Raw genomic sequence first — 23,775 nt, forward strand, 5'->3', positions numbered from 1 at the left:
CTGTCTTTTTACAGCAAGGTTCCGGACAGGATAACCAGCGCAATGCTGAAATAAATCACCAAACCCGTGACATCGACGAGCGTTGCGACAAAAGGTGCAGAAGCACTTGCCGGGTCAAAACCAAGCCTTTGCATAGCAAAAGGCAGCATCGAACCGACGAGCGAGCCGAAGGTCACGATACCGACCAGCGCAGCGCCGACAGTGGCGGCAACCAATTGCCAATGCTGGCCGTAATCATAAAGACCAAGCATTTGCCAAGCGGCAATACGTGCAACGCCGATCAAGCCCAAGAATGATCCGAGCACCAGTCCGGTTGGTATTTCGCGCAGGGCGACCCTCCACCAATCCTTCAGCCGCAGGTCCTGTAAGGCCAAGGCACGGATAAGCAGGGACGTAGCCTGAGAACCGGAATTACCGCCGGAACTCATGATCAGAGGAATAAACAGTGTTAAAACAACAGCCTTTTCCAATTCACCCTCGAAATGCTGCATGGCGCTGGCGGTTAACATTTCGCCCAGGAGCAAAATCCCGAGCCAACCGGCACGCTTATGGATCATCTGAAAGAAGCCGATTTGCATGTAAGGCTTGTTCAAAGCCTCCATGCCGCCAAACTTCAGAGTATCCTCCGTCATTTCCTGCGTCATGGTATCAATGACGTCATCAACAGTAACGATTCCAATGACTTGATTGTTGTCGGTCACAACTGGCACGGCCAAAAGATCGTGCTTGCGGAATAGACGTGCAACATCTTCCTGATCGGTCAGCGGGGTAACCACGACAGGAGCAACATCGCGCCCAACGCTCAATATGGAAGCCTCGGGCTCACTGCTGATCAGCCGACGCAATGCTACGGTGCGAAGCAAAACTTTCGTTGCAGGATCAATAACATAGATCGCATATATTGTTTCGCGGGAACGCTCTACCTCGCGAATATGCTGCAGGGTTTGCGCAACGGTCCAGCCGGATGGCACGCTGACAAACTCCGTCGTCATCAGGCTGCCCGCCGTATGGGGTGGGTAGCGCAGGAGCTTGCGAAGCGCAGCGGTGGTTTCAGGCCCGAGACCAGCAGCAAGACGCGCCCGGTCTTTTGGTCCGAATTCCTGAAAAATGTCGGTAACCCGGTCAATTGACATCTCATCAAGCATGTCCCGGGCTTTGGCGGCAGGCAGACTCTTGATGATTGCCGGTGCTGAATGCAGCTCGGGTTGATCAAGAATAAGCACGGCATGTTCAAGCGGCATATCATTGAAAATATCAATGATATCAGTAAGTTCTAGTTCATTGAGAAGCTCGATCGCATCGGCTGCATGCATGGATGCGAGGCGCTGCGTGATGTTCAGGTCTGCGTTTACCGCATCCTGATGTACGAGGATGTTGTTCATTTTACTCGCCTTTCCGTCGATCCGCCGTCAAGGGGGATCAAGGCGAGCTGATTTCAAATCAGGCCAGGATCACCGCTGACGGCGCAAACAATCGACTACTGTCGTCGTTGGGCATGGAAGTAGATTCCTGGTTAAAACAAGCAGGCGCGGAATGCGGACCCTGCATGGCGTCATTTGGCTCCGCGGCAAGGGAAAGTCAACCCCGCATGAACATTGCTACCGAGCACAACCAAAACACACCAACAAATAGCAAAAATTGGGTAAGAATCGACGATTCTTCGGGAAAAATCGGCGAAACTCCAGCCATGGTCTGCCATTTGAGGAAATTCTCCCCGTAAAACGCTGGAAGAGCGTTGAACTGATCCGAATTTTATTGCGGGCTCGGAAAGAACGAGGTGAAATTTCCGTTCAGGCTTTCACTTTCACGTTCTGCGGGTCGTAAAGCGGTTCGATGTGCAACTCTGCCGCGAAACGTTCATTGGCAATGATGAGTTCATATTTGCCCTCCCGAAGGAAGTCGCCGGTAACGCCTTCATCATTTCGCACATACCCATATCCGACCGGTTTTCCGATCGTATATCCGAAGCCGCCGCTGGTGAGGTATCCGGCAAAGACTCCATTGCGCAATATTGTTTCACGGCCAAGCAGGACAACATTGCTGTCTGCGACGGTAAAAGCCGCAAGGCATTTCTTCAGCGGTTTGGCATTGATGACTTCGCTGGGAGCGCGGCCGATAAAATCGGTATTCTTGCGAAGCTTGACCGCCCAGCCAAGTCCGGCCTCAAATGGGGAATCATTGGGTGTAATATCCGAGCCCCAGGCTCGGTACCCTTTTTCGAGGCGGAGCGATTCAATGGCGCGGTATCCGACAGGCCGGATACCGAACTCTTCGCCCGCTGACATGAGTGCGTCGAATACCGCTCCGGTTGCAGCAAGCGGTACATGTAATTCCCAGCCGAGTTCGCCGACATAGGTGATGCGCAATGCACGAATAATCGTTCCGGCTATTTCAATTTCGCGAACATGACCGAACGGAAAAGCGCTGTTGCTGACATCGGCACTGGTAACCTTTGCCAACACCTTCCGGGCCATTGGGCCCATAAGCGAAAGCGTCCCGTAATCTTCAGTTATGTCGGTAAGTTCTGCGTCGAGATCTTGGCCGATATGATCCCTGATCCAGGCAAAATCGTGGGTGCGGAAACCCGTTCCGGTGACGATGTAGAACTTGTCTTCGGCAAGCCGCGCGACAGTCAGATCGCACTCAATGCCGCCTCTGGTATTGAGGAGCTGGGTATAGGTGAGGCGGCCTGCGGGCCTGGAAACATCATTGGCGCAAATGTAATCCAAAGCCTTGGCGGCGTCCTTGCCTAAAAGTTCAAACTTGGCAAAGGATGATTGGTCGAAAATGCCCACTTTCTCCCGGACCAGCCGGTGTTCTTCGCCCACGGCGTCAAACCAGTTCTGGCGACCCATAGAATAGACGTCTTCGGAAGGCGCGCCTTCCGGCGCAAACCAGTTGGGGCGCTCCCAGCCAAGTTTTGAACCAAAGACGGCGCGATACTTTTTCAAACGTTCATAAAGCGGCGAAACAATAGCGGGACGGCCAGAGACATATTCCTCATGCGGGAAGCCGATTGTGTAATGCTTGCCATAGGCTTCCAGCGTCCTGTCCCGTACCCAAACCCGATTGCGATGAAGATTGGAGAAGCGGCGAATATCGACGGCCCACAGATCGAGCGGTGCTTCTCCATCTATCGCCCATTGCGCCAGAACCCAGCCTGCACCACCGCCGGAGGCAATGCCGAAAGCATTGAAGCCAGCGCCAACAAACATATTCGAGCATTCCGGTGCGACACCGAGGATGAAATTGCCATCCGGGGTGAAGCTTTCCGGTCCGTTGATCATTTGCTTGACGCCTGCCGTTTCCAGCGCCGGAATGCGTTCAATGGCTTGAAGCATATGTTGCTCAAAATGATCGAAATCATCGTCAAACAAGCGGAATTGCCAGTCATTGGGCACGTCGCCTGTCATCCAGCTTTGCGGATTGGGCTCATAGCCGCCCATAACCAGTCCGCCGACCTCTTCCTTGAAGTAAGTGCGCCGATCCGGATCACGCAATGTCGGCGCGTCGGCAGCAAGCCCTTCGATCTTTTCAGTGATAATATATTGGTGTTTTACCGGCTGCAGAGGCACGTTGATACCTGCCATATCCCCGACCTGCCGAGCCCATTGCCCGGCGCAATTAATGACTTTTTCGCAAGCAATATCACCCTGGTCCGTCTTGACCTTCATGATCCTGTCGCCGTCCATTTCGAAGCCGGTAACCCTTATGTTCTCGATAATCCTGGCGCCATTCATCCGCGCGCCCTTGGCCAGCGACTGCGTGATATCCGAAGGACTGGCCTGCCCATCCGTTGGCAACCAGCTCGCACCGACGAGATCATCGACATTCAAAAGTGGCCACATTGCCTTGACTTCTTTCGGCGATAAAAGCTCCATATCCATACCGAAGCTGCCAGCCGTGGTTTTAAGCCGCTTGTATTCGGTCCAGCGGTCCTGATTGGTGGCAAGCCGAAGGCACCCGGTCATTTTCCACCCGGTCTCAAGTCCCGTTTCCGCAGCAAGCCGCTTGTACAGATCAACGGAGTATTTGAGAACGCGCGTTATGGATGCCGAGGAGCGCAGTTGACCGACCAGGCCAGCGGCATGCCATGTGGACCCGGATGTCAGCTGACCCATTTCGAGCAGAATAACATCAGCCTTGTGATCCTTGGCAAGATGGTAGGCTGTGGAGCAGCCAATAATGCCGCCGCCAATGATGACAATTTGAGCGTGGGAAGGAAGGGTCATGATGTGAGCACTCTGCTGTTTATTGCATATCGATATTGCGTGGTTCGCCCTTCGATAAGCTCAGGAGGGCTCACCATGAGGAAGGTCAAAGTGTTGCAACGAGAGCCGCCAGCGTTGTGCACTTCACGCCCTGCAAGCAAACCATCATGGTGAGCCGCGTCGAACCACGCACAACTAGGATTGCAGTTTGGAATTTATCCATAGCTTGTCCGATACCTCTCCATTGCCTGGTCGAGCCGAAGCAGGTTTTCAGCGGTATAGGCGGCGTAATCAACGCCCGGTGCGCTGAGATGAAGTTCTGAAACCATGCTCCACATGGCTTCGCGCAGCAGAGAAGCGCATTGCATTGCCGCGTGAGAACGCCGGAGTTCAGGGTCCGGCGGACCGCTGAAATAGGCCTCGAGCAAGGCATTGGATTCTTCGCCGTCAAGTCCGGCATTTGATGCGAGGCCTGCAAGATCAAACATCGCTGTAGAGAACCCTGCATATTCAAAATCAATCAGCCACAGCCGCTCGCCATCATCGAGAATATTGGCGGGCAACAGGTCATTATGGCTGAAGATAATAGGCAGCGGTTTTTGTACTGCTTCCATTTCCTCGGCTATTTCGAGATAGGAGGGAAGTTCAGAAACAAACCGGCTTTTACCGACCTCGAGCGTACGGGCATAATCGCGAATTACATGAAATGCCCAGAACATGAAGCCGGGCCCTTGAATATATTCCGGCATGCTGGTGTGAAACTGCCGGATGAGCCGGGCAATACGTGGGATGTTTGCCCGCACATCATCGGCATTCCATGTTTTCGCACCAAGGAAGGCGGTGACCATAATGCCATCTTCCGCGTGGAACAGCTCAGGCGCGAAGCCAGCGCGATGTGCCGCCTGCGCCGTCATTGCCTCGCGGGTGCGAAATACATGATGAAAAGGATAATCCGTGCCGAAACGAACCACATACTTGCCCGTATCGTCCTCGACCACATAGCTTTCATTGCTGATGCCGCCCTTAAGCAGGGCAATGCTTATATCGCCTTTCCACAAGGGCAAGGCGGCAATCCGCGATTCCGCTAGCCTGTTATCGGCAAGGCTTGTCACAGATTTCATGCTATGCATCCGCTCCTCATTGCTCGCTAACGGAGCGCAAAGTGCAGTCAGGCAGACTCATCATGAGCAACGAACTTGTTTCATGGGATTGTGAGCTCTCCATGAACAGAACGGCTATTCAAGATGTACTGCGTAGCATCCCACTAACTGCTTTTTATTATTTGAGGATGCTTCCCCTCACGATGAGCCTGTCTAACCACGCTTCTTATTTGTCCAGGCAGGTTCCCGCATCCCAAGACGTCTGTCAACAGAATTATGTGGGATTTTGTGGTTTTTGTGACTGGTAATATGAAATTCTGTGATATTTATGCCTGTATTCTTACGTTTTCGTCAAAGGTTCGGTCATGAGTTCGAAACGGCGCGGTGAAATTAAACGCCTTTTGCAAGATGAGGGGACAATTTCGATTGCCGATCTTGCCTTGAAGCTGGGTGTTTCTCTTGAAACAATCCGGCGTGACGTGAAGCCCTTATATGATGAGGGCGCAATTACCCGCGTCCATGGAGCAATAGGCCTGCCGCTCCACCTTGGAGAGGCGCCATTTGAGCTGCGTATGCGGGAGAATGCCGATGCAAAGCGTATGATCGCGCATTATGTGGCGCGCACCATCCAGAATGGCGAATCCGTCATGCTGGATACTGGAACAACGACGAGCTTTCTCGCCCGTCAACTTCTGCAGCATCGCAATCTGACGGTGATTACCAATTCGTCCGATATTGCCCGCACTCTGGCAACGGTTAACGGAAACAGGGTTTTCATGGCGGGCGGAGAATTGCGCAGCGATAGTGGTGCGGCGTTCGGAGTATCCGCAATGGAATTTGTCAACCGGTTCAGTGTCAATCACGCCGTCATTTCCATAGGCGCAATCGATGCCTCGGGCGGCATTATGGACTATGATCTGGAGGAGGCAGAATTTGCGCGTACCGTGCTTTCGCGGGGCGCCCGCAAACTGGCGATTTCCGATGCCACAAAATTCGGGCGGCGCGGATTGGTCAAAGTGTGCGGTTTCGATGGGTTTGACGAGTTGGTGACGGATCGGGAGCCGCCCGCGGATATAGCCCAGGCTCTGGCTGATGCCGGGGCGATTTTGACCATAGCCGCGCGCCAATAGTTATCGAGCAAGAAACGGATTGGCTCTGGAACATTCGTAGCTATTCTTAAGCTGAGTCGGAGCGCGCCTATGTCCAAACTGCTGCTTAGCAAATCCATCCATACCAAGATCGGTCCAATGATTGCCATGGCTACCGGCGAAGCCCTGGTTCTGCTGGAATTTCACGACCGGCCGATCCTGCCTTATGAGTTGAAAGAGTTGCAGCAACGCTACGGCTATTCGATTGCCTCGGGAAGCAATGCCGTACTTGAACAGACACAAGCAGAATTGGACGCCTATTTCGATGGGGAATTGACAAAGTTTGAAACACCTTTGGTGTTGCCAGCCATGCCTTTCCAAAAACAGGTCTGGACGGCGCTGCAAGATATTCCCTACGGAGAAACCCGCACCTATGGCCGTATCGCTGGCGATCTCGGAAGGCCGAATGCGAGCCGGGCAGTCGGGGCGGCCAATGGACAAAACCGTCTGGCGATTATTATTCCCTGCCACCGCGTGATTGGTGCCGATGGAGCCCTGACCGGATATGGCGGGGGCAAACATCGCAAACGCTATTTGCTGGATCTGGAACACCGCGTAGTTGCGGGTATTTCCGGAAGCCCGGTGTTTCACCCGATTACTGCGCAAAGCAGTATGTTCTAGGATCGTGACGCCGCTATCTCTCTTTAGCGCGGAGAGATAGCGGCCTATTAGAGCGGCGGCAAAATCAGATATTCGCGCCGCCATCAATGACGAAGCTTGACCCGGTGATGAAGCGGCCCTCTTCACCTGCGAGAAAGGCTACCAGTCCGGCAATATCCTTCGCTTCGCCAAATTTCGGGATCGCCATTCGGGCGCGTTGGACTTCGGCATGGTCGCCATTGGCGGGATTCATATCCGTATCGGTAGAACCGGGGTGGACGATATTGGCTGTGATTTCCCGTGGGCCAAGATCCCGGGCAAGCGCTTTAGTCAGGCCAATGAGTGCCGCCTTGCTGGTGGAATACGCGATCAGCCCGGCGGAGGGAACGATCTCGGCAAGATTGCTGCCGATGGAAATGATGCGGCCGCCGGCGCCCATATGCACTGCTGCGGCCTTTGAGGCGACGAAGCTGGCGCGGACGTGAATGGACATAACCCGGTCAAATTCAGCCAGTTCCAGCTGGTCTACGGTGTCCATGGTGTAGACGCCCGCATTATTGACGAGGATATCGAGACGGCCAAGCTTGGCGTGGGCTTCGTTAACAGCGTTTTCGAGGGCCTTAACATCAAGGTTATCCGCTTTGATGGCGAGGGCGCGGCGGCCTAGCTTCTCGATAGCCTTGACAGTTTCATCGGCTTTTGCTGCGGCGCTGGTATAGGTGATGGCAATATCTGCCCCATCCTGTGCCAGTTTAAGCGCAATGGCTGCGCCCATTCCCCGGCTTCCGCCAGTGATGAACGCTACTTTATTCTCGAAACGCGACATGATATTTCCTTTTATGTAATGATCGATACATAATGCTTCTCACGGTTGCATCCAGAGGTCAAGTGATTTATGTATCGATCATTATAGAAAGGATTCCATCATGTCAGCGAAAGGCCGTCCGCGCGCATTTGACCGCGATGCTGCGCTCGAGCGCGCGATGCAGGTTTTCTGGAAACAGGGCTATGAGAGCGCCTCAATGGCTGACCTGACGGCGGCAATGGAAATCAATGCGCCCAGCCTTTACGCGGCATTTGGCAGCAAAGCTGATCTCTTCAAGCAGGCCGTGGAGCTTTATACCAACAAGATTGGACAGCGCATAAAGAACTCCCTCCCCAATGCCGCCACCGCAAAGGAAGGCGTTGCCGACTTTCTCATGCAAACCGCAATATCGCATACGGACCCCGACCAGCCGCATGGATGCATGGTGGTGCTCGGTGCGCTGCATGGTGACGAGGCCGTGGGCACGCCGTGCTCTCTATTGCGCGAGCGCAGGCTCGACAATGTAACATTATTGCGCGGAAGGCTGGAGCGCGGCGTGCGTGAGGGCGAAATTGCAGCTTCCGTCGATCTTCAGCAAGTGGCCGAATTCTATGCGACCGTGCAGCATGGCATGTCGATTACGGCGCGTGATGGAGCCACATTGGAGCAATTGACCAAGACCGCCCAAGCTGCGATGGCGGCGTGGGAAGGTCTGGTCTCGGGGTGACCGGCATTAAGGGTGCATGATTGCTCCCTTGGTGATTTTGTCGACAGCTCTTTTTTCAGCCCGCAATGCGATTCCCACCAGCTTGGCATTGTCTGGTTCGAAACGGCCGAACATTTCGCGGTTGGCAACGTCATTGCCGGTTGCAAACATCTCCTCGACATAGGCTGAGGTGGTTATGTTGCGTTCAAGTGAACGTCTGTGAATTTTCCGCAGCGTCTCTTGATCTGCAGCCAGCACCACCATGGGCTGGATTGCCATCGCATTATAGACATTTCCCGCGCCATCCCTATATGGTTCGCCAATGATGGCCGGATACTGGGCCATAATGCCGCTTGTCAGAAAGGCTGCTACATTGAGCTTTTGCCAAGTGGCAAGGTCATCGCGCAGAACGATAACAATCTTGGTATCAGACATGAAATCAAACTCCATTCGTGGATATGCTGAAACGTCGGCCATAGCAGTCGGGGGAACTGAGGGTCTTGTACGTTTGTGCAACACGGGGAGCGATGGAATCCTTCAGGCGCCGCCCTCCCGAGGTATTGAAAGGATTGAAGCCCGTTTCTCTGGCCAGGGTTTCGAACCACACCGGCATGACACCTATGCGCTTGGATTAACCCTTTCAGGCGTTCAGACCTTCCGATATCGCGGCGCTTCGCGCTTCAGTCTGCCAGGCAATATTATCATTCTCCATCCCGATGAAGTGCATGATGGTGCGGCCGGAACCGATAGTGGCTTGAGCTACCGGATGCTGTATCTCCCGCCGGAACGCCTTATCGAAGCGGCGGATACATTGCGTTCCCTGCCATTCGTCGCCGATCCTGTGATTTCGGATGTAACATTCCAACGCTATCTCGCCGAGGCTCTTTGTCAGATTGAAACAAGGTTGGATGACCTTCAGCTTGACGATCTTATCGGGCGGTTCGCTGAAGGACTTGATCGTCATTCCGGCCAACAATCGCGCACATCGAACCGAATTGCGGTAAAAGCGGTTCTGCTATGCCGTGACTTTCTCCAGGACAATTGCGACCGCGTTGTTTCATCTGGAGAACTGGAAGCAATCTGTGGTCTTGATCGATATACGCTGGCCAGACATTTTCGTTGTCTTCTTGGCACAAGCCCGCATCGTTATCTCCTGATGCGTCGTCTGGACAAAGCCAAGGCGTGGCTATCGAAAGGTGCCGATCTTGCCGATGTGGCAGTGAGTTCCGGATTTGCCGACCAAGCCCATTTTACACGGCACTTCAAGAAGACCTTCGGCATGACGCCGGGTCATTGGAAAGGGCTTACATTTGCCGCCAGCCGACGCGTCGCAATTTGAATGAAGACAATTCATGCGCCGAAAGCAAAACGGGCGGCACAAGGCCACCCGTTTGCATTCAATAAGTGAAACTGCCGATTAGCTGGCAGCTTCTTCTTCGGCAGGTGCTTCTGCAGGAGCAGCAGCAGCTTCGGCGGCAGCGGCCTTGGCAGCTTCAGCGGCTTCTGCTTCAGCGGCAGCCTTTGCCTTCGCATCTTCTTCAGCCTGTTTGGCCATAGCAACGCGTTCCTGCGCCTTCTTGCCTGGCAGTGCCTTTTCAGGATTGCTGCGGGTGTCGCGCTTGGCGATACCAGCCTGATCAAGGAAGCGAAGAACGCGGTCTGTTGGCTGTGCGCCGTGACCGATCCAGTAGTTGATACGCTCTGCATCAAGCTTGACGCGATCGCCATCCTTGGGGAGCATCGGGTTCCATGAGCCGACGTTTTCGATGAAACGGCCGTCGCGTGGCGAACGGACGTCAGCAACGACGACGTGGTAGTAAGGGCGCTTCTTCGACCCTGCACGGGCCAGACGGATTTTCAATGGCATTGTTAGTCTCCTAGCTTTCTTTTCTGTTGCCGCAATTCCTGATGGAAAACCGAAATTCGCTTTTCCTGGGATTGCTTAGCTGCCGTTTTCTTTGGCAGCTGTTGTTTCGTGATGCCTGATCACTTCCTTGACGATGAAGTTCAGGAACTTCTCGGCAAAATCGGGGTCGAGGTCGGCAGACAGCGCCAGAGTGCGCAGTCGTTCGACCTGTTGTTTTTCGCGGTTCGGGTCAGCCGGAGCCAGACCGTTCTTCGCCTTGAGAACGCCAACCGCCTTGGTGCAGCGAAAGCGCTCTGCGAGCATGTGGATCAACGCGGCATCGATATTGTCGATGGATGCGCGCAGTTCGAGCAATTCTTTTGGCAGGGATGATGAGCTCATGATCAGCCTTTCTTCTTTGGAAAGCCGGGCAGACCGCCGCCACCAAGTCCTGGAAGCCGGGATAATCCGCCTGGACCGCCAAGGCCACCTGGAAGTCCACCAAGTCCGCCCGGCAGGCCACCGCCCTTACCGAAACCTGCTGCTTCAGCCTGTTTCTGCAAAGCCTCAAGCTGCTTGGGATCCATTTTCGACAGATCGGGCATTCCTCCCATACCGCCGAGCCCGCCAAGGCCCATCTTGGCGCCGAGGCCGCCCATCATCTGTTTCATCATGCCGCCTTTGCCCTTGCCCATCGACTTCATCATGTCCGCCATCTGGCGATGCATTTTCAGAAGCTTATTGATATCGGCGGCATTGGTGCCGGAACCTTTGGCAATACGCTGCTTGCGCGAATGCTTGAGCATGTCGGGATTGCTGCGTTCGGCCTTGGTCATGGAGGAAATGATTGCGAGCTGGCGTTTGAAGATGGAGTCGTCAAGACCGGCAGCGGCCATCTGATCCTTCATCTTGCCCATGCCGGGCATCATTCCCATGATGCCGCCCATGCCGCCCATCTTCTGCATCTGGCCAATCTGGTCCGCCAGATCATTCAGATCGAATTTGCCGGACTGCATCTTCTTGGCCATCGCAGCGGCTTTTTCCGCATCGATGTTTTCAGCAGCTTTTTCGACCAGCGAAACAATGTCGCCCATGCCGAGAATACGATCAGCGATACGGCGGGGATAAAACTCCTCCAGCGCATCCATCTTTTCGCCGGTGGCGATCAGCTTGATGGGCTTGCCGGTGACAGCACGCATGGAAAGAGCAGCACCGCCGCGTCCATCGCCATCCATACGGGTAAGAACAAGACCGGTAATACCAACGCGCTCATCGAAGGAGCGGGCAAGATTAACAGCATCCTGACCGGTCAGCGCATCGGCCACCAGCAGGATTTCGTGCGGATTGGCCTTCTTTTTGATGTCGGCCATTTCGAGCATAAGCGGCTCGTCAATATGGGTTCGACCAGCAGTATCGAGAATGACGACATCATGGCCGCCGAGCTTGGCAGCCTGTACGGCGCGCGCGGCGATCTCTACGGGTGTCTGACCAGCGATGATCGGCAACGTATCGACGCCAGTCTGAACACCAAGCTGACGCAGCTGTTCCTGGGCGGCAGGACGCCGCGTATCGAGCGAAGCAAGCAGAACTTTCTTCTTGGAACGTTCTGTAAGGCGCTTGCCGATCTTGCCGGTTGTTGTGGTTTTACCGGAACCCTGCAGACCAACCATCATGATGACAACCGGAGCCGGGGCGTTCAGATCAATGGTGACGCCTTCGGCGCCCAGCATGTCCACCAGTTCGTCATGGACGATCTTGACGACCATCTGGCCGGGCTTGATGCTTTTCAGAATATCTGCGCCGACAGCCTTGGCACGAACCTTGTCAGTAAAAGAGCGGACGACATCGAGCGCAACGTCAGCTTCGAGCAGCGCACGGCGCACTTCGCGCAGGGCTGCCGAAACATCGGCATCCGATAGCGCGCCACGGCCTGTAAGGCCGTTCAAAATAGAACCTAAGCGTTCCTGTAAGCTCTCGAACATTCAAACTTTCCTTTATCCCTTCGAAGACCGTTCCCCGAAAGATAAGTACCAACCGCGCCAAGGCAAAGAGCCACAAGCAAAATGACACCCGAGGGCGCATCGCGCTGTCGGGTGTTGACCTCCGGGATCGTTTGAACCCTTGCGGGGTCCCGGTTGGCTGCTCGGAGTTTATTGCTCGTCGCGGATTGATGCGCGGCTTAAACAGGAAATAGGAGGCGGAGTCAAGATGTTTGGCTTCAACTGACGCTCAAGCGCTCTTTTTCAACCCGGCTGCTTTGCGCAAGGTTTCATCAATACGGCTTTGCCAGCCAGGACCGGTTGAGCGGTAATAGTCGAGCACGTCGGGGCTGAGGCGGATGGAAACCGGCATCTTGGGCGCATCGGCAATGGGACGGCCGGGACGGCGTTTGGTCAAAGACGTGATCAATACGGTATCAGGATCATCAAGAGCAGCCTTTGTCAGAGCGGCATCTTCTTCACGCGTAATGCTATCCATAGCGCGTTGTATACGGGCGCGGTGAACCTTGCGCTCTTCCTCAGTCATAGTTTTGTGCATATTTCACCATTTCCGTTTTTGTTGATTTTCGAAGCGAAATAACCCTAATTTTCTCCCCACGCTCCGTGTAGGTCAGGGTAAAAAGTGTACCGCCAATAAATCCCAGCGCGACAATGCGCGTCACCATAAAACTCCCTGTCATCTACATGCTCCAGGCACGTGCTAAACTCAAAGTCGTAAGCTTTGGCGAAGGCCACACCATGCTTTCGCTCATAAAAATCGCTTTGGTCAATAATTATTGTATATACAAAAATACGATGAACTCGCGGTTATCAGAATAGATTATCACACTGAAAAGCAGTCAGGCTCTTATCAATTAGTCCAAGGTTCAGAGATGAAACACCCGCAAGCACAACCAAGGATTGTACTTTGTGCGGCCCAAGAAACAGTCTGTGCTTGGACCAAAAGTGTGTGCTTTTAGCCAAAACTGCCTGAAAACCGCCGAAACAAGCGTCATTTCCGGGGCTATGGTGCAATTCACCCAGATGACAGGACACGTGAAAAGTGGCAGATAGGCATGAGACGATTCAACTTTTAAGGAGATATCCATGGCATTTGTTGCCAAAAGCAGATTTTTTGCGGGCGTAGCGACCGCTCTTCTCGGCTTGGCCGGTACAGCGCATGCGGCCGCTCAATGTGGCAACAATTCGTCTGGTTTCCCCGAATGGATTCAGCAGTACAAGCAGGAAGCACAGGCGCAGGGTATTGGCAGCCGTGGCATCCGGGCGCTGGACAATGTTACTTATGCCAGCAAGACGATCAATGCCGACCGGAATATGAAGAGCTTCAAATATTCGCTCGACAAATTCATGCAGGTCCGTGGCGCGCAGACAATTGTCTCCCGTGGCAAGAAGCAGAAAGCCCAGAACGCGGCATTGTTTGATCGAATTGAACAGCGCTATGGCGTGCCTGCAGGTCCTCTTTTGGCCATATGGGGCATGGAAACAGGCTTCGGCGCTTATCTTGGCAGCCAGAATACGCTTTCCGCAGTCGCTACACTTGCCTATGACTGCCGCCGTCCTGACTATTTCCGCCCGCATCTGAATGCAGCGCTGCAACTCGTCGACAATGGTACCCTTTCTCCCGATGCAAAGGGCGCAATGCATGGCGAAATCGGCCAGACCCAGTTCCTGCCGCTCAACGTGTTGAAGTATGGAGCCGATGGTGACGGCAATGGCCGCATCGACATGGTGCGTTCCAAGGCCGATGCACTGGCTTCCACGGCAAACTTCCTGCGCGGTCATGGATGGCAAAAGGGTGCTGGATATCAGCCCGGACAGCCTAATTATTCGGCTATTCAAGGATGGAATGCCGCGAGCGTCTATCAGCAGGCAATCGCCATCATGGGTGCACAGATCGACGGCCAATAACCATCGTCGGACCCTGTAGACCCGGTGCAAAGCGCCGGGTCTACCCAAGCAGAACGCTCCTCAAAGCCCAAGAGTCCAAACTGCAATGAACGACCATATTGATCAAAGTACCGAGAGCGATACATTCGATCTCGCGCCTATTTCATTGTGGCTGGAAGATTTCAGCGATGTCCGGACTCTTTTCGAAACGTGGCGCAAGGCCGGTATTACGGACGTCAAAGCCTACCTGCTGGAAGATGTTGCGCGTATTCGCGAATGTTCGCGTCGGATCCGTGTTCTCAAGGTCAACAGGAAGACGCTTTCGCTTTTTCAGGCAGAAAGTTTCGAAAGCCTGACAGCCAATCTTGGCTCCATCTTCCGCGATGACATGCTTCAGTCCCATGTTCAGGAACTGGCAGCGCTGTGGAATGGAGAGACAGAGTTCTCCAGTAATACGGTCAACTATACTTTGTCGGGAGGGCGGCTGGATATTCAGTTGCGAGGTGCGATACTGCCTGGCTACGAACAGACCTGGGAACGTGTTCTGCTTTCCATCGAGGATGTTACGGACCGGGAAGATGCGCGCCGTCAGCAGGTTGCCAGCAAACAATATGCAGAAGGGCTGTTCGAACATTCTCCCGTTTCATTATGGGTCGAGGATTTCAGCCGCATAAAGAAGCTGCTGGATGAAGTGCGCGACCGGGGCATAACGGATTTTCGGATATTTACAGACGTTCATCCGGAGTTTGTCGGGCAGTGTGCCAGTGAAATCCGCGTCATTGATGTTAATCGCGAAACGCTGAAGCTTTTTCTGGCTCCGGACAAAATGACATTGCTGCGCCGTCTGCCGGACGTTTTTCGCGACGTCATGAACACCCATTTTCGCGAGCAACTCATAGAATTATGGAACGGCAATCTGTTTCACACTCGCGAGACAGTGAACTACGCGCTCGATGGTACGGAGCGCCATGTTCTTCTGCAGTTTTCAGTCCTGCCGGGACATGAACAGGATTGGTCGCTGGTTCAGATTTCACTGACGGATATTACCGCGCGCAAGAAAGCGGAAGCTTATCTGGAATATCTGGGCAAGCATGACGTGCTGACGAAGTTGCACAATCGTGCATTCTATGTCGACGAGTTGAACCGGCTTGAGCGACGCGAATTTTTCCCGGTTTCCATCATCATCCTGGACCTCAACGGTCTGAAAGCCGTTAATGATCAGTGGGGCCATGGGGTTGGCGATGGCCTGTTGCGGCGCATGGGCGAGGTGCTCGGCGAAGCAGTAAAGTCTCCTTCCTATGCGGCACGCATAGGCGGTGACGAATTTGCGGTGCTCCTGCCATCAATCGATGAGCTCGGTGTAGCCAGCATGGTCGATGAAATACGCAGCCTGATCGAGATTAACAACCAGTATTATTCGAACATTGTGTTGAAGGTCTCAATTGGATGGGCGACGAGCGCAATGGGAGAAAAGCTAGAAGCCGTTGCCAAAAGGGCTGATCTGCTGATGTATGAGGACAAGCACCAGCACTATACGAAAGCCGGGGACAGCCTTCCAAGCCGATCCCCGCAGAACGATTCTATTTGAACAAGAAAGGCTTCAATCTGTGTGGGCGAACAGTTTCGGGTAAGCACGGGGCTGGCAGCGCAGATATTGCGGTGGTGCAAATGTCTGGGCACCGAGTTTGGCTGCTGCGTGCCATGGCCAGCGCGGGTTATAGAGAATTGCGCGGGCAAGTCCGATCGCATCCGCATCTCCATTGGCGACAATCGCCTCGGCATGTTCCGCCTCGTTGATCAGACCCACAGCAATAGTTGTCATCCCGGTTTCCGCCTTGATCTTTCGAGCAAGATTGACCTGATAGCCGGGGCTCAGCATCATTTGCTGCAAGGGTGAAAGACCACCACTCGACACATGGATTGCCGCACAACCAAGTTTCTCCAGCGCCTTGGCAAAAGTTACGGTCATATCGGCATCCCATCCTCCCTCAACCCAATCGGTTGCTGAAACACGGATCCATACGGGTCTATCGGCAGGGAAGGCCGAACGAACCGCTTCAAATACTTCAAGCGGAAAGCGCATGCGATTTTCCAGGCTGCCGCCATACTCATCCTCACGCTGGTTCGAAAGCGGAGAAAGGAATTCGTGCAATAGATAGCCATGGGCGCCGTGCACCTCAATGCCATCTATTCCCAGCCGGGCGGAACGCTCGGCTGCAGTTGCGAAGGCATCACGAATGCGCGCAAGCCCAGCCTTGTCCAATGCGACGGGTGCATCATATTCATCCAGATAAGGAATTGCTGATGGCGCTTCGGTTTTCCAGCCATCCGCATGATCGGGTGCTATTTGTTTGCCGCCCTTCCAGGGCAGATCAACCGATGCCTTGCGTCCCGCATGGGCCAGTTGTATCGCGACTGGCATGGGCGAATGTTCCCTTATCGCCAGCAATACACGGGCGAGAGCCGCTTCGTTGTTGTCGTTATAAAGTCCAAGGTCCTTGTAGGATATGCGCCCTTCCGGTGTCACGGCGGTTGCTTCGGTGATCAACAAGCCCGCGCCTGACAAAGCGAGATTGCCCAGATGCATCATATGCCAATCCGCTGCGTTGCCGCCTTCGGATGAATATTGGCACATGGGAGCAATAATAATGCGGTTTGAAAGGTCTAGCGTACCCAAACGCAATGGCTGGAACAAATGGCTCATGATCGTACCTCGGGAGATTTTTCGGAAGGAGATAGCTGCCCTGCAAGATGATGGGAGTCTGCGGTTAATTCAAGTCACTCAAGGCGGCTCTCAACTGGAAGGGCCATAGACAATACGGTCGCGCCCCTGTTCCTTTGCCTGAAAAAGACATTGGTCAGCACTATCAACAAGCTGCTCGAGAGTTTGGCCGGACGCGTGAAATGCGACGCCAATACTGACGGTGACCGATACATCGCGCTCGCCTGCGCGCCGCGTAACAGCCCGGCAGCCGGCAAGTATCCTGTTGGCAACCCAGGCCGCCTGGCCATAATCCGCATCGGCGAGAAAAACGGCAAACTCCTCGCCGCCAAAGCGTGCGCCAACGTCGCGGCGTCCCATCATTCCACGAATTAATATGCCGATATCCAAAAGGATGTCGTCTCCCAGCGCATGTCCGTATCGGTCATTGACCTGTTTAAAGTGATCGACATCGACGTAGAGAATAGCGCCTGCACTCAAAACGGGATTGCCGGACTGAATGAAATGGTCCACGCGCAGGTAAAACTCATGCCGGGTGAAGAGCCCTGTCATCCCGTCCTTGCGAAAGGCTGTATCCAACTCACCGGTCATTTGTTTCAACCGGTGATTCCAACTGACGAGAAACGCGCAAAGAGGCCCGCCTACAGTGAGGACAATGAGGGTTGTGAGATAAATTGTCTTATCGAGCCGGTTGTAACCGCCAAGCAAAAAGAACGCTGCAGCCATGGCATCTGCCAGCACAGTGCCAATCACTACCATGATCAAAACTTGCATTACCGGCGACAGACCTGCAAATCGTGTCGACCAGAGATTATAAAAACGCATTTCCACCTTTCAGCATTCATGGGCAAGCATAGGCTTTAGCCATGAAAAAACCTTTCCGAAACAAGGTGAATGATTATTGTATAAATTTTGTATGCGATCTTGAATTACGGGCAAAAAAAGAGCCGGACTAAAAAGCCCGGCCTGAATTGTGAAGGTTAAAAACCTCCAGAGGGGAACAGCCATCGCGGCAAAATGGGAGGAGTACCGCGATGACTGATTGCTACATAAGCCTCTTTTTGCAGCGCAACAATCGCTATAAATGCATAGCTGCTATGCATTGCGGTGAAATTATAATCATTGAAGGTGCATTTCTGAGCAGGTGCAGCATAATTACCCAATAGAATACCCGGCCTGGCAACGGTATTCCTCAACAAAGACGCTGAAAGATTGCGAATTAACGCGATCATCCGGCTGTTGCGTGATAGGCATGCGACGGATGTCACGTTATGTCCTCACATACCGGCAAGGAGATCAGGCAAATGGCGATAAAATTCGCACAAAAGACAACCGACACGAAAACTCCGCCGGAAAGCAAGGCGACGCTAAAGGCAAAGCTGGCGGAAAACGCCGAAATCACGGCTATTGAAGTAAATAAGAGTGAAGACGGCACGGATCTTTTCGAAACCAAGGCCGAAACCTCCAAGCGTAAAAAGAAACGCTAAGCCGCATCCTTGAATAATAACCGATCGTTCACACTCTGTTCATGAGTGAAGGCGCACTCATAGGTTGTGGAATTCAAGGAGCATTCATGAAACGAATAATCTCAGCGATTGGTGCCGGTGTTGTAGCCGTCATTATCGGTTTTACTTCGGTGGTGTCATCTTACGCAGCACCTGTTGCGCCATCACAGGTTCAGGTCACCTCTCTCGTCGAAAAGGCGCAGTATCGCGAAAATCGCAAGCACCGTGCCGAGAGACGCCATGATCGCCGTGATCGATATGATCGCTACGAGCGTCGCTCACATTATGACAACAGGCGCGAGCGCCGCTGGAATGGTCACCGTGGTTACCGCGAAAAGCGCCATGGCTATCGCCGCGGTCATGATGGCTGGTGGTATCCGCGCGCGGCCTTCATTATCCGCGCCTATTGATAGCTGGATAAAACTAAAGATTGTTACTAAAGAGCGGCCTCGAAGGCCGCTTTTTTTAACTCTGCTCTGAAATCTCGGCGACACCATTCTCTTCCGGGTCCGGTCTTAGAAAATCGCCTGTTTCAGGATTCATGATCCATAGTTCACCGGTGGAAATATCGAACCAGGCACCATGGAGCGTGAGCCGGCCCTTTTTCTCCAGAATATCCACGCAGGGAAAACTGCGAAGGTTTTTCAGGGAGTAGCGGATGGAGATGCGCTCCAGTGCGGTCTGGCGTTCGAAAGGCGTCATCAGCTCATTGGCAGCAACAGCTTCTGCAGCAGGAGCCACAAGGCTCATCCATTTGCCGATAAAATCGCCCGGCGACAATGGCTGGCTATCCGGATTGAGCGCAGCTTTGATACCCCCGCAACGGCCATGGCCCATGACGACAATATGCTTGACCTTCAGGCTCTGCACCGCAAATTCGAGTGCGGCCGAGGTGGAGTGATATTCGCCGTCGGGCGAATAGGGCGGCACGAGATTTGCCACATTGCGAACAACGAAGATTTCGCCCGGTGCCGTGTCAAAGATGATTTCCGGGGCTGATCTCGAATCGCAACAGGCGATGACCAGGGTTTCGGGCGTCTGGCCTTGTTCTGCCAATTGCTTGTAGCGCATCGTCTCATTGGAGAAGCGATGAGCCATGAAGTTGCGATAACCGGTGAGGAGTCTCTCGGGAAGCAGGGTCATGGGCATGCTCTAATCCTGATTGCTCAAAAATTCAATTGGGTTGGCACCAGCGGCTGGGTGCTAGAACAACAGATACCAGAATAGTGCTGTTTCATCGTGGGTAGCAGGAATAGCGGAGTAAATGCCTGTGTCGAAACCACGCAGGATAAAGCCGTAACGCTGGTAGAAAAGGCAGGCATCAACATTGTTATCCTGGGTTTCGAGCATAATTCCGGAAAGGTTGCGTGACCTTGCCCATTCCATTGCCGCGTCAAGCAGCATTCGCCCGATACCAGCCTTGCGGTGGCTTATATCCACCTTGATACTGTCAATAATCGCATAGCCGTTCCAATTCTCGCTGACGAGAAGCAGGCCCGCCGGCCGCTGATTGTTACAGGCAATGATGGCAAGCTTGGTTTCGGCTCCAATATAGCTGGCGAGATCGTCAGGGTTGTCATGCTCGTAGCGTTTTACGCGCGGCTCTGCAGGAACAACCGTAAAATCAACGATGTTTTGGCTCGATGAAAGCGATAGGCGGGACTTAATATGAAATGACCCGTCAATTGCCTCCACATCATCAGCGTGTGCTGCTGTGAGTTTCTTCAGCACGATTGTCATGACTTCAGGCCCTGATGCCCTTGGTAGGATGAGTCAGACGGCGCATTTGCACCATTGCCATTGGTGTAGAGAGGCTTGAGGCATCGGCTTCGAGCATGAGTTCGTCCGCGCCGCGCTTGGCAGATCGCGCCATGATCTCAAAAACAGAGGCGGTGGTTCGTTGCAGCACCTGTTCCAATTCGATCCCTGAAAGCATACGGGCAAGGAACAAGGCAGAAGTCAGATCACCCAGGCCATTGGTCGGCCCGGTGACGAGGCGATGCTCGGCAAGAAGCGCGAGCGCGTGATTGATCAGAAGATTACCTGTTCCGCCTGCCAGCATGGGATGGGCTGACGTGACAAGCATTGTGGCGGGACCCGCGTGAAGCGCTGCCTGCATGACAGCCTTGTTATCAGGCAGATCGGCTCCGGCCAGCCACGCAAGCTCAAACCGATTGGGCGTCGAGATATCGGCCAGCGGCATAAGTTCGTCTCTAATAGCGATCGCTGTCGCCTCGGGAACATAGAGGCCCTTTTCATCACCGATCACGGGATCACAAAGGTAAAGTACTTTCTTGTTTTTTTCCTTGATGGTTTTGACAAGACGGGCCACGGAAGAGGCCTGCGCAGCATTGCCAAGATAACCACTCATGATGCCGGTTATTTCGCCGAGCCAAGGCGCGCGTTCAAGATCTGCAATCAGGTCGTCGAACTGTTCGGCAGGCGGCACAATCCGCTTGGCCGGGCCATGTCCCGGATGCCATGGCAGGATGACGGTCGGGACGGCCCAAACGGGATGCCCCAGTGTCTCCAGCGCAAAAACAGCAGCGCGATTGCCCACCGAGCCGCGCACCACATGACTGGAAATGACGATGACGGCATTGGAAGATATAGCGGGATTATTCATTGGGTACTCATGCGCGAGTTGGGAAAAGGCGGCCTAGGCGGTCCATTTTACTAGCCGAAGAACGAGATCAAAAACCAGATAAACATGGCAATGACGACAAGCAATCCCAAAGCCCTGCCAATGCGTGTGCCGAGAACCTCGATAGGGTCGGAAGCATCGGCGTCCTTGGCCGAAAAATGGCCTTTGGTGCGATCAGTAAATGAAAGGCCGCTTGAAACGGTTTCATCTCCTACACGTTGCAGGATACGCTGCGCTTCCTTGCCCTGCTGATTGTCTTTGTTGCTGCCTGTCATGGTGGCCCCGTTGCTTCACACTCAGCATAGCGCTTTGCCAGTTCCTTTTGGAATAAAAAATGGCTAGGCTCGCACATATGCGGTCATGGCCGCTTGGGGACGAGTAGAAATTGGAGAGTGGACTATGCTGTATATGAGCTCATCGCTGGCACCCCGTCGCAAAATGGGACGGGTTCTTTCCGTCTTGGCACTGGCCTTGCTTGTCCCGCTGCTATCGGCCTGCGGATTCAACACGATCCCGACCAATGAAGAACGCGCCAAGGCAGCATGGAGCGATGTCCTGAACCAATATCAACGCCGAGCCGATCTGATCCCCAATCTCGTGGAAACCGTCAAAGGTTATGCTGCTCAGGAAAAGGACGTGCTGACCTCCGTGGTGGAGGCGCGTGCCAAAGCGACTTCGGTCCAGGTGTCGCCGGAGACATTGACCGATCCCAATGCGATGAAAGTATTCCAGGAGAATCAGGCTCAGCTGACCGGCGCGCTGTCGCGCCTACTGGCGGTGGTCGAGAACTATCCTGACCTGAAATCCAACCAGAACTTCCTGGCCCTGCAATCGCAGCTGGAGGGTACGGAAAACCGCATTGCCGTTGCGCGGCGCGATTATATCGAAGCGGTGCGAGTCTATAATACGGCGCTGAAAACCATGCCGACAATGATCTGGGCGTGGATATGGTTTACCGGCAATGAGCCTTATCAGACTTTCAACATCGAAGATTCGGCGAAGCAGACGCCTCAGGTGAAATTCTAGGCATTTGATGTGAGAGCAATGCGTCCGATAGCTGCCGGTGCCAGCCGCCTTTGGCTGGCTCTTGTTCTGCTGGCTGTCTTTTCCGTTCATGCCTTTGCAGCAGAGCTGCCAGCGCTGACCGGCCGTGTTGTTGACGGTGCAAATGTCATCGAGCCTGAAACTCGCGAAGCGATAACACGTCAGCTGGAAGCGTTTGAAACGAAATCCTCAGATCAGGTCGTCGTCGTGACAGTGCCTGATCTCGATGGTCAAGATATTGAATCCTACTCCAACCGGCTTTATCGCCATTGGGCACTCGGACAGAAGCAGGAAAATAACGGCGTCTTGCTCGTCGTTGCCCCGAATGACCGCAAGGTCAGGATAGAGGTCGGCTATGGTCTTGAAGGCACGCTGACCGACCTGCTGTCAAAGCTCATAATTGAGAACAGCATTATTCCCGGTTTTCGGTCCGGTGATTATTCCGGGGGAATAGCGCGCGGTGTCAATGATATAGTCCAGGTTCTTTCCGGTGATTCAGCCGAGCTTGAGGCTCGCGCCAAGCGCAATATCAAAGAGCCCAATACCGATATCGACTGGTTCATGGTGATCTTCATCACGGTATGGGTCATCATTTTCTTCGGCGGTTTCGGCATGGCGGTATTGGCCCCGGTTTTCGGGCAAAAGATCGGACCCGGCCAATATCGCTGGCTCGGAATGAATATCGATACAAGGCCATCAAGGCGCAATGGCGGTGGCGGCAGCGGGGGTTGGTCTTCCGGTGGTGGTGGCTGGTCGTCCGGTGGCGGTGGTGGTGGATTTTCGGGCGGCGGCGGTTCTTCCGGCGGCGGCGGCGCATCGGGGAGCTGGTAGATTGGCCTTAATCACAGACATTGATCACAAACGTATTGCCGAGGCGATCCGGTCTGCTGAAAGTCGCACGAGCGGCGAGATCTATGCCGTGGTTGCACGGCGGAGCGACAGCTACTTCTTCGTTGCCGGTTTTACTGCCGCATGCGGTATTTTACTCGCCGCCGTGATCGTCGCGCTTGCCGCACATTGGTACTGGTTCATCATACCGCTACCGACATTTGGCCTTGCCATTCTTGCCGCATTCCTGACCGCAGTGCTGGTGCTTTGGCTTGTGCCCGGCATAACGATGCTGCTCGTGCCGCGGCAGGTCCGATATCGCCGCGCGCATCAAAATGCCGTTCAGCAGTTTCTTGCGCGCAATGTTCACCTGACAACGGAGCGAACCGGCATATTGCTGTTTGTTTCACAGGCCGAGCGCTATGCGGAAGTGATTGCCGATGCCGGAATCAATGCCAAGGTTGGACAGGAAGAGTGGAACGGGATTGTCAGCCTGCTTACGGATCACGCAAAAAAAGGCGAAGTTGCATCAGGATTTCTTCAGGCGATTGAGAGAGCCGGTTTGCTGCTGGAGGAACATTTCCCGATTGGTCATGAAGATGTCAATGAACTCGATGATCATCTCGTCGAATTGTAATATTCTTGCGTGTCACGCTATTTTCACGTTTGCATGCAATTTGAGGTCGAAAAGCCTTATTTAATAGCTATGATTAGCCAGTTTTGAGAATT

General features: G+C 53.8%; 27 protein-coding genes and 1 pseudogene. 11 read left to right on the top strand and 17 right to left on the bottom strand.

The genetic code is table 11. The features are described 5' to 3' along the window. Nucleotides 1–8: 8 nt before the first annotated feature. The 3 genes from mgtE to V9K92_RS13395 all read right to left on the bottom strand — a co-directional run bounded on the left by mgtE (nucleotide 9) and on the right by V9K92_RS13395 (nucleotide 5,332). A complete protein-coding gene (mgtE, locus tag V9K92_RS13385; protein ID WP_337354207.1) occupies nucleotides 9–1,382 on the bottom strand; it encodes a magnesium transporter in 1,374 nt (457 codons plus the stop codon). 408 nt (nucleotides 1,383–1,790) lie between these two features. Further along, the gene (locus tag V9K92_RS13390) at nucleotides 1,791–4,232 is read right to left on the bottom strand and encodes a GcvT family protein (RefSeq protein WP_337354208.1); all 2,442 of its coding nucleotides are present in this window, start codon (nucleotides 4,230–4,232) and stop codon (nucleotides 1,791–1,793) included. A 194-nt stretch (nucleotides 4,233–4,426) separates the two neighbouring features. Beyond that, complete coding sequence (locus V9K92_RS13395; protein WP_337354209.1) at nucleotides 4,427–5,332, bottom strand: choline/ethanolamine kinase family protein; 906 nt, start codon at nucleotides 5,330–5,332, stop codon at nucleotides 4,427–4,429. Nucleotides 5,333–5,676: 344 nt separating this feature from the next. Here V9K92_RS13395 and V9K92_RS13400 point away from each other — a divergent pair, with 344 nt between their 5' ends. Continuing rightward, on the top strand, nucleotides 5,677–6,441 hold the full coding sequence (locus V9K92_RS13400; protein WP_337354210.1) for a DeoR/GlpR family DNA-binding transcription regulator: 765 nt from the start codon (nucleotides 5,677–5,679) through the stop codon (nucleotides 6,439–6,441). A gap of 69 nt (nucleotides 6,442–6,510) precedes the next feature. Then, complete coding sequence (locus V9K92_RS13405) at nucleotides 6,511–7,080, top strand: methylated-DNA--[protein]-cysteine S-methyltransferase (RefSeq protein WP_307281199.1); 570 nt, start codon at nucleotides 6,511–6,513, stop codon at nucleotides 7,078–7,080. Between the two features lie 64 nt (nucleotides 7,081–7,144). Here the strand turns inward: V9K92_RS13405 and V9K92_RS13410 are convergent, their stop codons facing one another. Continuing rightward, a complete protein-coding gene (locus V9K92_RS13410) occupies nucleotides 7,145–7,885 on the bottom strand; it encodes a 3-oxoacyl-ACP reductase family protein (RefSeq protein ID WP_337354211.1) in 741 nt (246 codons plus the stop codon). A gap of 100 nt (nucleotides 7,886–7,985) precedes the next feature. On the opposite strand from V9K92_RS13410, the gene V9K92_RS13415 reads away from it, so the two are divergent. Further along, entirely contained in the window at nucleotides 7,986–8,591 is a 606-nt protein-coding gene (locus V9K92_RS13415; RefSeq protein WP_337354212.1) for a TetR/AcrR family transcriptional regulator, read from the top strand. Between the two features lie 6 nt (nucleotides 8,592–8,597). On the opposite strand, the gene V9K92_RS13420 is transcribed toward V9K92_RS13415, so the two are convergent. Further along, nucleotides 8,598–9,005 (bottom strand): DUF2000 family protein, encoded by a 408-nt coding sequence (locus V9K92_RS13420; RefSeq protein WP_337354213.1) that lies wholly within the window; start codon nucleotides 9,003–9,005, stop codon nucleotides 8,598–8,600. Between V9K92_RS13420 and V9K92_RS13425 the strand changes: the two genes are divergently transcribed. Next, nucleotides 9,004–9,909: an AraC family transcriptional regulator gene (locus tag V9K92_RS13425; RefSeq protein ID WP_337354214.1), complete on the top strand. Its 906-nt coding sequence runs from the start codon at nucleotides 9,004–9,006 to the stop codon at nucleotides 9,907–9,909. The genes V9K92_RS13420 and V9K92_RS13425 overlap by 2 nt on opposite strands. A gap of 78 nt (nucleotides 9,910–9,987) precedes the next feature. On the opposite strand, the gene rpsP is transcribed toward V9K92_RS13425, so the two are convergent. From rpsP to V9K92_RS13450, 5 genes are all read right to left on the bottom strand, one after another. Then, nucleotides 9,988–10,437 carry a 30S ribosomal protein S16 gene (gene rpsP / locus V9K92_RS13430; RefSeq protein ID WP_307281193.1) on the bottom strand — a complete coding sequence of 150 codons (450 nt, stop codon included), beginning with the start codon at nucleotides 10,435–10,437 and terminating at the stop codon, nucleotides 9,988–9,990. Nucleotides 10,438–10,512: 75 nt separating this feature from the next. Beyond that, nucleotides 10,513–10,818 (bottom strand): chorismate mutase, encoded by a 306-nt coding sequence (locus tag V9K92_RS13435; protein ID WP_115054378.1) that lies wholly within the window; start codon nucleotides 10,816–10,818, stop codon nucleotides 10,513–10,515. A gap of 2 nt (nucleotides 10,819–10,820) precedes the next feature. Further along, the gene (gene ffh, locus V9K92_RS13440; RefSeq protein ID WP_337354215.1) at nucleotides 10,821–12,398 is read right to left on the bottom strand and encodes a signal recognition particle protein; all 1,578 of its coding nucleotides are present in this window, start codon (nucleotides 12,396–12,398) and stop codon (nucleotides 10,821–10,823) included. Nucleotides 12,399–12,645: 247 nt separating this feature from the next. Next, nucleotides 12,646–12,954, bottom strand: a complete 309-nt coding sequence (locus tag V9K92_RS13445; RefSeq protein ID WP_337354216.1) for a BrnA antitoxin family protein — start codon at nucleotides 12,952–12,954, stop codon at nucleotides 12,646–12,648. Next, complete coding sequence (locus tag V9K92_RS13450) at nucleotides 12,935–13,096, bottom strand: BrnT family toxin (protein WP_337354217.1); 162 nt, start codon at nucleotides 13,094–13,096, stop codon at nucleotides 12,935–12,937. Before V9K92_RS13450 ends, V9K92_RS13445 begins: the two co-directional genes overlap by 20 nt. Before the next feature lie 406 nt (nucleotides 13,097–13,502). Between V9K92_RS13450 and V9K92_RS13455 the strand changes: the two genes are divergently transcribed. Then, nucleotides 13,503–14,324 (top strand): lytic murein transglycosylase, encoded by an 822-nt coding sequence (locus V9K92_RS13455; RefSeq protein WP_115054375.1) that lies wholly within the window; start codon nucleotides 13,503–13,505, stop codon nucleotides 14,322–14,324. A gap of 85 nt (nucleotides 14,325–14,409) precedes the next feature. After that, nucleotides 14,410–15,891, top strand: a complete 1,482-nt coding sequence (locus tag V9K92_RS13460) for a diguanylate cyclase domain-containing protein (RefSeq protein ID WP_115054374.1) — start codon at nucleotides 14,410–14,412, stop codon at nucleotides 15,889–15,891. 12 nt (nucleotides 15,892–15,903) lie between these two features. Here V9K92_RS13460 and V9K92_RS13465 read toward each other — a convergent pair whose 3' ends face one another. The 3 genes from V9K92_RS13465 to V9K92_RS13475 form a co-directional block, all read right to left on the bottom strand. Beyond that, a complete protein-coding gene (locus tag V9K92_RS13465) occupies nucleotides 15,904–17,007 on the bottom strand; it encodes an NADH:flavin oxidoreductase/NADH oxidase (protein ID WP_337354218.1) in 1,104 nt (367 codons plus the stop codon). Between the two features lie 90 nt (nucleotides 17,008–17,097). Further along, nucleotides 17,098–17,850, bottom strand: coding sequence for a GGDEF domain-containing protein (locus V9K92_RS13470; protein WP_115054372.1), 753 nt, complete (start codon nucleotides 17,848–17,850; stop codon nucleotides 17,098–17,100). A gap of 155 nt (nucleotides 17,851–18,005) precedes the next feature. Further along, nucleotides 18,006–18,293 (bottom strand): hypothetical protein, encoded by a 288-nt coding sequence (locus V9K92_RS13475; protein ID WP_337354219.1) that lies wholly within the window; start codon nucleotides 18,291–18,293, stop codon nucleotides 18,006–18,008. 36 nt (nucleotides 18,294–18,329) lie between these two features. Between V9K92_RS13475 and V9K92_RS13480 the strand changes: the two genes are divergently transcribed. Together V9K92_RS13480 and V9K92_RS22865 are read left to right on the top strand one after the other, a co-directional pair. Next, on the top strand, nucleotides 18,330–18,512 hold the full coding sequence (locus V9K92_RS13480) for a hypothetical protein (protein WP_115054370.1): 183 nt from the start codon (nucleotides 18,330–18,332) through the stop codon (nucleotides 18,510–18,512). A 326-nt stretch (nucleotides 18,513–18,838) separates the two neighbouring features. Next, nucleotides 18,839–18,922, top strand: a pseudogene (locus tag V9K92_RS22865) (BA14K family protein); the annotation flags it as partial. Nucleotides 18,923–18,995: 73 nt separating this feature from the next. On the opposite strand, the gene V9K92_RS13490 reads toward V9K92_RS22865, so the two are convergent. Genes V9K92_RS13490 through V9K92_RS13505 form a run of 4 tightly spaced genes read right to left on the bottom strand, consistent with a single transcriptional unit; the run spans nucleotide 18,996 to nucleotide 21,449 of the window. Further along, the gene (locus tag V9K92_RS13490; protein WP_115054775.1) at nucleotides 18,996–19,673 is read right to left on the bottom strand and encodes a carbonic anhydrase; all 678 of its coding nucleotides are present in this window, start codon (nucleotides 19,671–19,673) and stop codon (nucleotides 18,996–18,998) included. A 60-nt stretch (nucleotides 19,674–19,733) separates the two neighbouring features. Continuing rightward, on the bottom strand, nucleotides 19,734–20,270 hold the full coding sequence (locus tag V9K92_RS13495) for a GNAT family N-acetyltransferase (RefSeq protein WP_337354220.1): 537 nt from the start codon (nucleotides 20,268–20,270) through the stop codon (nucleotides 19,734–19,736). A gap of 4 nt (nucleotides 20,271–20,274) precedes the next feature. Next, nucleotides 20,275–21,156, bottom strand: coding sequence for a pyridoxal kinase PdxY (pdxY, locus tag V9K92_RS13500; RefSeq protein WP_307281162.1), 882 nt, complete (start codon nucleotides 21,154–21,156; stop codon nucleotides 20,275–20,277). Nucleotides 21,157–21,206: 50 nt separating this feature from the next. Further along, the gene (locus V9K92_RS13505) at nucleotides 21,207–21,449 is read right to left on the bottom strand and encodes a hypothetical protein (RefSeq protein ID WP_307281161.1); all 243 of its coding nucleotides are present in this window, start codon (nucleotides 21,447–21,449) and stop codon (nucleotides 21,207–21,209) included. Nucleotides 21,450–21,582: 133 nt separating this feature from the next. On the opposite strand from V9K92_RS13505, the gene V9K92_RS13510 reads away from it, so the two are divergent. Genes V9K92_RS13510 through V9K92_RS13520 form a run of 3 tightly spaced genes read left to right on the top strand, consistent with a single transcriptional unit; the run spans nucleotide 21,583 to nucleotide 23,683 of the window. After that, nucleotides 21,583–22,200: a LemA family protein gene (locus V9K92_RS13510; RefSeq protein WP_115054774.1), complete on the top strand. Its 618-nt coding sequence runs from the start codon at nucleotides 21,583–21,585 to the stop codon at nucleotides 22,198–22,200. An 18-nt stretch (nucleotides 22,201–22,218) separates the two neighbouring features. Next, nucleotides 22,219–23,049, top strand: coding sequence for a TPM domain-containing protein (locus V9K92_RS13515; protein ID WP_307281159.1), 831 nt, complete (start codon nucleotides 22,219–22,221; stop codon nucleotides 23,047–23,049). Between the two features lies 1 nt (nucleotide 23,050). Then, nucleotides 23,051–23,683, top strand: a complete 633-nt coding sequence (locus V9K92_RS13520; RefSeq protein ID WP_115054364.1) for a TPM domain-containing protein — start codon at nucleotides 23,051–23,053, stop codon at nucleotides 23,681–23,683. Nucleotides 23,684–23,775 lie beyond the last annotated feature (92 nt).

It is taken from the genome of Phyllobacterium sp. CCNWLW109 (assembly GCF_037203905.1).
Taxonomy (GTDB): Bacteria; Pseudomonadota; Alphaproteobacteria; order Rhizobiales; family Rhizobiaceae; genus Phyllobacterium; species Phyllobacterium ifriqiyense.

What these genes read in the sequence shown, in the direction of transcription:
- rpsP (WP_307281193.1), bottom strand. Translation starts at nt 10,437, where the DNA reads ATGCCATTGAAAATCCGTCTGGCCCGTGCAGGGTCGAAGAAGCGCCCT.
- V9K92_RS13470 (WP_115054372.1), bottom strand. Translation starts at nt 17,850, where the DNA reads ATGCGTTTTTATAATCTCTGGTCGACACGATTTGCAGGTCTGTCGCCG.
- V9K92_RS13460 (WP_115054374.1), top strand. Translation starts at nt 14,410, where the DNA reads ATGAACGACCATATTGATCAAAGTACCGAGAGCGATACATTCGATCTC.
- V9K92_RS13515 (WP_307281159.1), top strand. Translation starts at nt 22,219, where the DNA reads ATGCGTCCGATAGCTGCCGGTGCCAGCCGCCTTTGGCTGGCTCTTGTT.
- pdxY (WP_307281162.1), bottom strand. Translation starts at nt 21,156, where the DNA reads ATGAATAATCCCGCTATATCTTCCAATGCCGTCATCGTCATTTCCAGT.
- ffh (WP_337354215.1), bottom strand. Translation starts at nt 12,398, where the DNA reads ATGTTCGAGAGCTTACAGGAACGCTTAGGTTCTATTTTGAACGGCCTT.
- V9K92_RS13405 (WP_307281199.1), top strand. Translation starts at nt 6,511, where the DNA reads ATGTCCAAACTGCTGCTTAGCAAATCCATCCATACCAAGATCGGTCCA.
- V9K92_RS13390 (WP_337354208.1), bottom strand. Translation starts at nt 4,232, where the DNA reads ATGACCCTTCCTTCCCACGCTCAAATTGTCATCATTGGCGGCGGCATT.
- mgtE (WP_337354207.1), bottom strand. Translation starts at nt 1,382, where the DNA reads ATGAACAACATCCTCGTACATCAGGATGCGGTAAACGCAGACCTGAAC.
- V9K92_RS13410 (WP_337354211.1), bottom strand. Translation starts at nt 7,885, where the DNA reads ATGTCGCGTTTCGAGAATAAAGTAGCGTTCATCACTGGCGGAAGCCGG.
- V9K92_RS13400 (WP_337354210.1), top strand. Translation starts at nt 5,677, where the DNA reads ATGAGTTCGAAACGGCGCGGTGAAATTAAACGCCTTTTGCAAGATGAG.
- V9K92_RS13395 (WP_337354209.1), bottom strand. Translation starts at nt 5,332, where the DNA reads ATGAAATCTGTGACAAGCCTTGCCGATAACAGGCTAGCGGAATCGCGG.
- V9K92_RS13465 (WP_337354218.1), bottom strand. Translation starts at nt 17,007, where the DNA reads ATGAGCCATTTGTTCCAGCCATTGCGTTTGGGTACGCTAGACCTTTCA.
- V9K92_RS13415 (WP_337354212.1), top strand. Translation starts at nt 7,986, where the DNA reads ATGTCAGCGAAAGGCCGTCCGCGCGCATTTGACCGCGATGCTGCGCTC.
- V9K92_RS13505 (WP_307281161.1), bottom strand. Translation starts at nt 21,449, where the DNA reads ATGACAGGCAGCAACAAAGACAATCAGCAGGGCAAGGAAGCGCAGCGT.
- V9K92_RS13490 (WP_115054775.1), bottom strand. Translation starts at nt 19,673, where the DNA reads ATGACCCTGCTTCCCGAGAGACTCCTCACCGGTTATCGCAACTTCATG.
- V9K92_RS13455 (WP_115054375.1), top strand. Translation starts at nt 13,503, where the DNA reads ATGGCATTTGTTGCCAAAAGCAGATTTTTTGCGGGCGTAGCGACCGCT.
- V9K92_RS13425 (WP_337354214.1), top strand. Translation starts at nt 9,004, where the DNA reads ATGAAATCAAACTCCATTCGTGGATATGCTGAAACGTCGGCCATAGCA.
- V9K92_RS13450 (WP_337354217.1), bottom strand. Translation starts at nt 13,096, where the DNA reads ATGACAGGGAGTTTTATGGTGACGCGCATTGTCGCGCTGGGATTTATT.
- V9K92_RS13480 (WP_115054370.1), top strand. Translation starts at nt 18,330, where the DNA reads ATGGCGATAAAATTCGCACAAAAGACAACCGACACGAAAACTCCGCCG.
- V9K92_RS13435 (WP_115054378.1), bottom strand. Translation starts at nt 10,818, where the DNA reads ATGAGCTCATCATCCCTGCCAAAAGAATTGCTCGAACTGCGCGCATCC.
- V9K92_RS13495 (WP_337354220.1), bottom strand. Translation starts at nt 20,270, where the DNA reads ATGACAATCGTGCTGAAGAAACTCACAGCAGCACACGCTGATGATGTG.
- V9K92_RS13445 (WP_337354216.1), bottom strand. Translation starts at nt 12,954, where the DNA reads ATGCACAAAACTATGACTGAGGAAGAGCGCAAGGTTCACCGCGCCCGT.
- V9K92_RS13510 (WP_115054774.1), top strand. Translation starts at nt 21,583, where the DNA reads ATGAGCTCATCGCTGGCACCCCGTCGCAAAATGGGACGGGTTCTTTCC.
- V9K92_RS13420 (WP_337354213.1), bottom strand. Translation starts at nt 9,005, where the DNA reads ATGTCTGATACCAAGATTGTTATCGTTCTGCGCGATGACCTTGCCACT.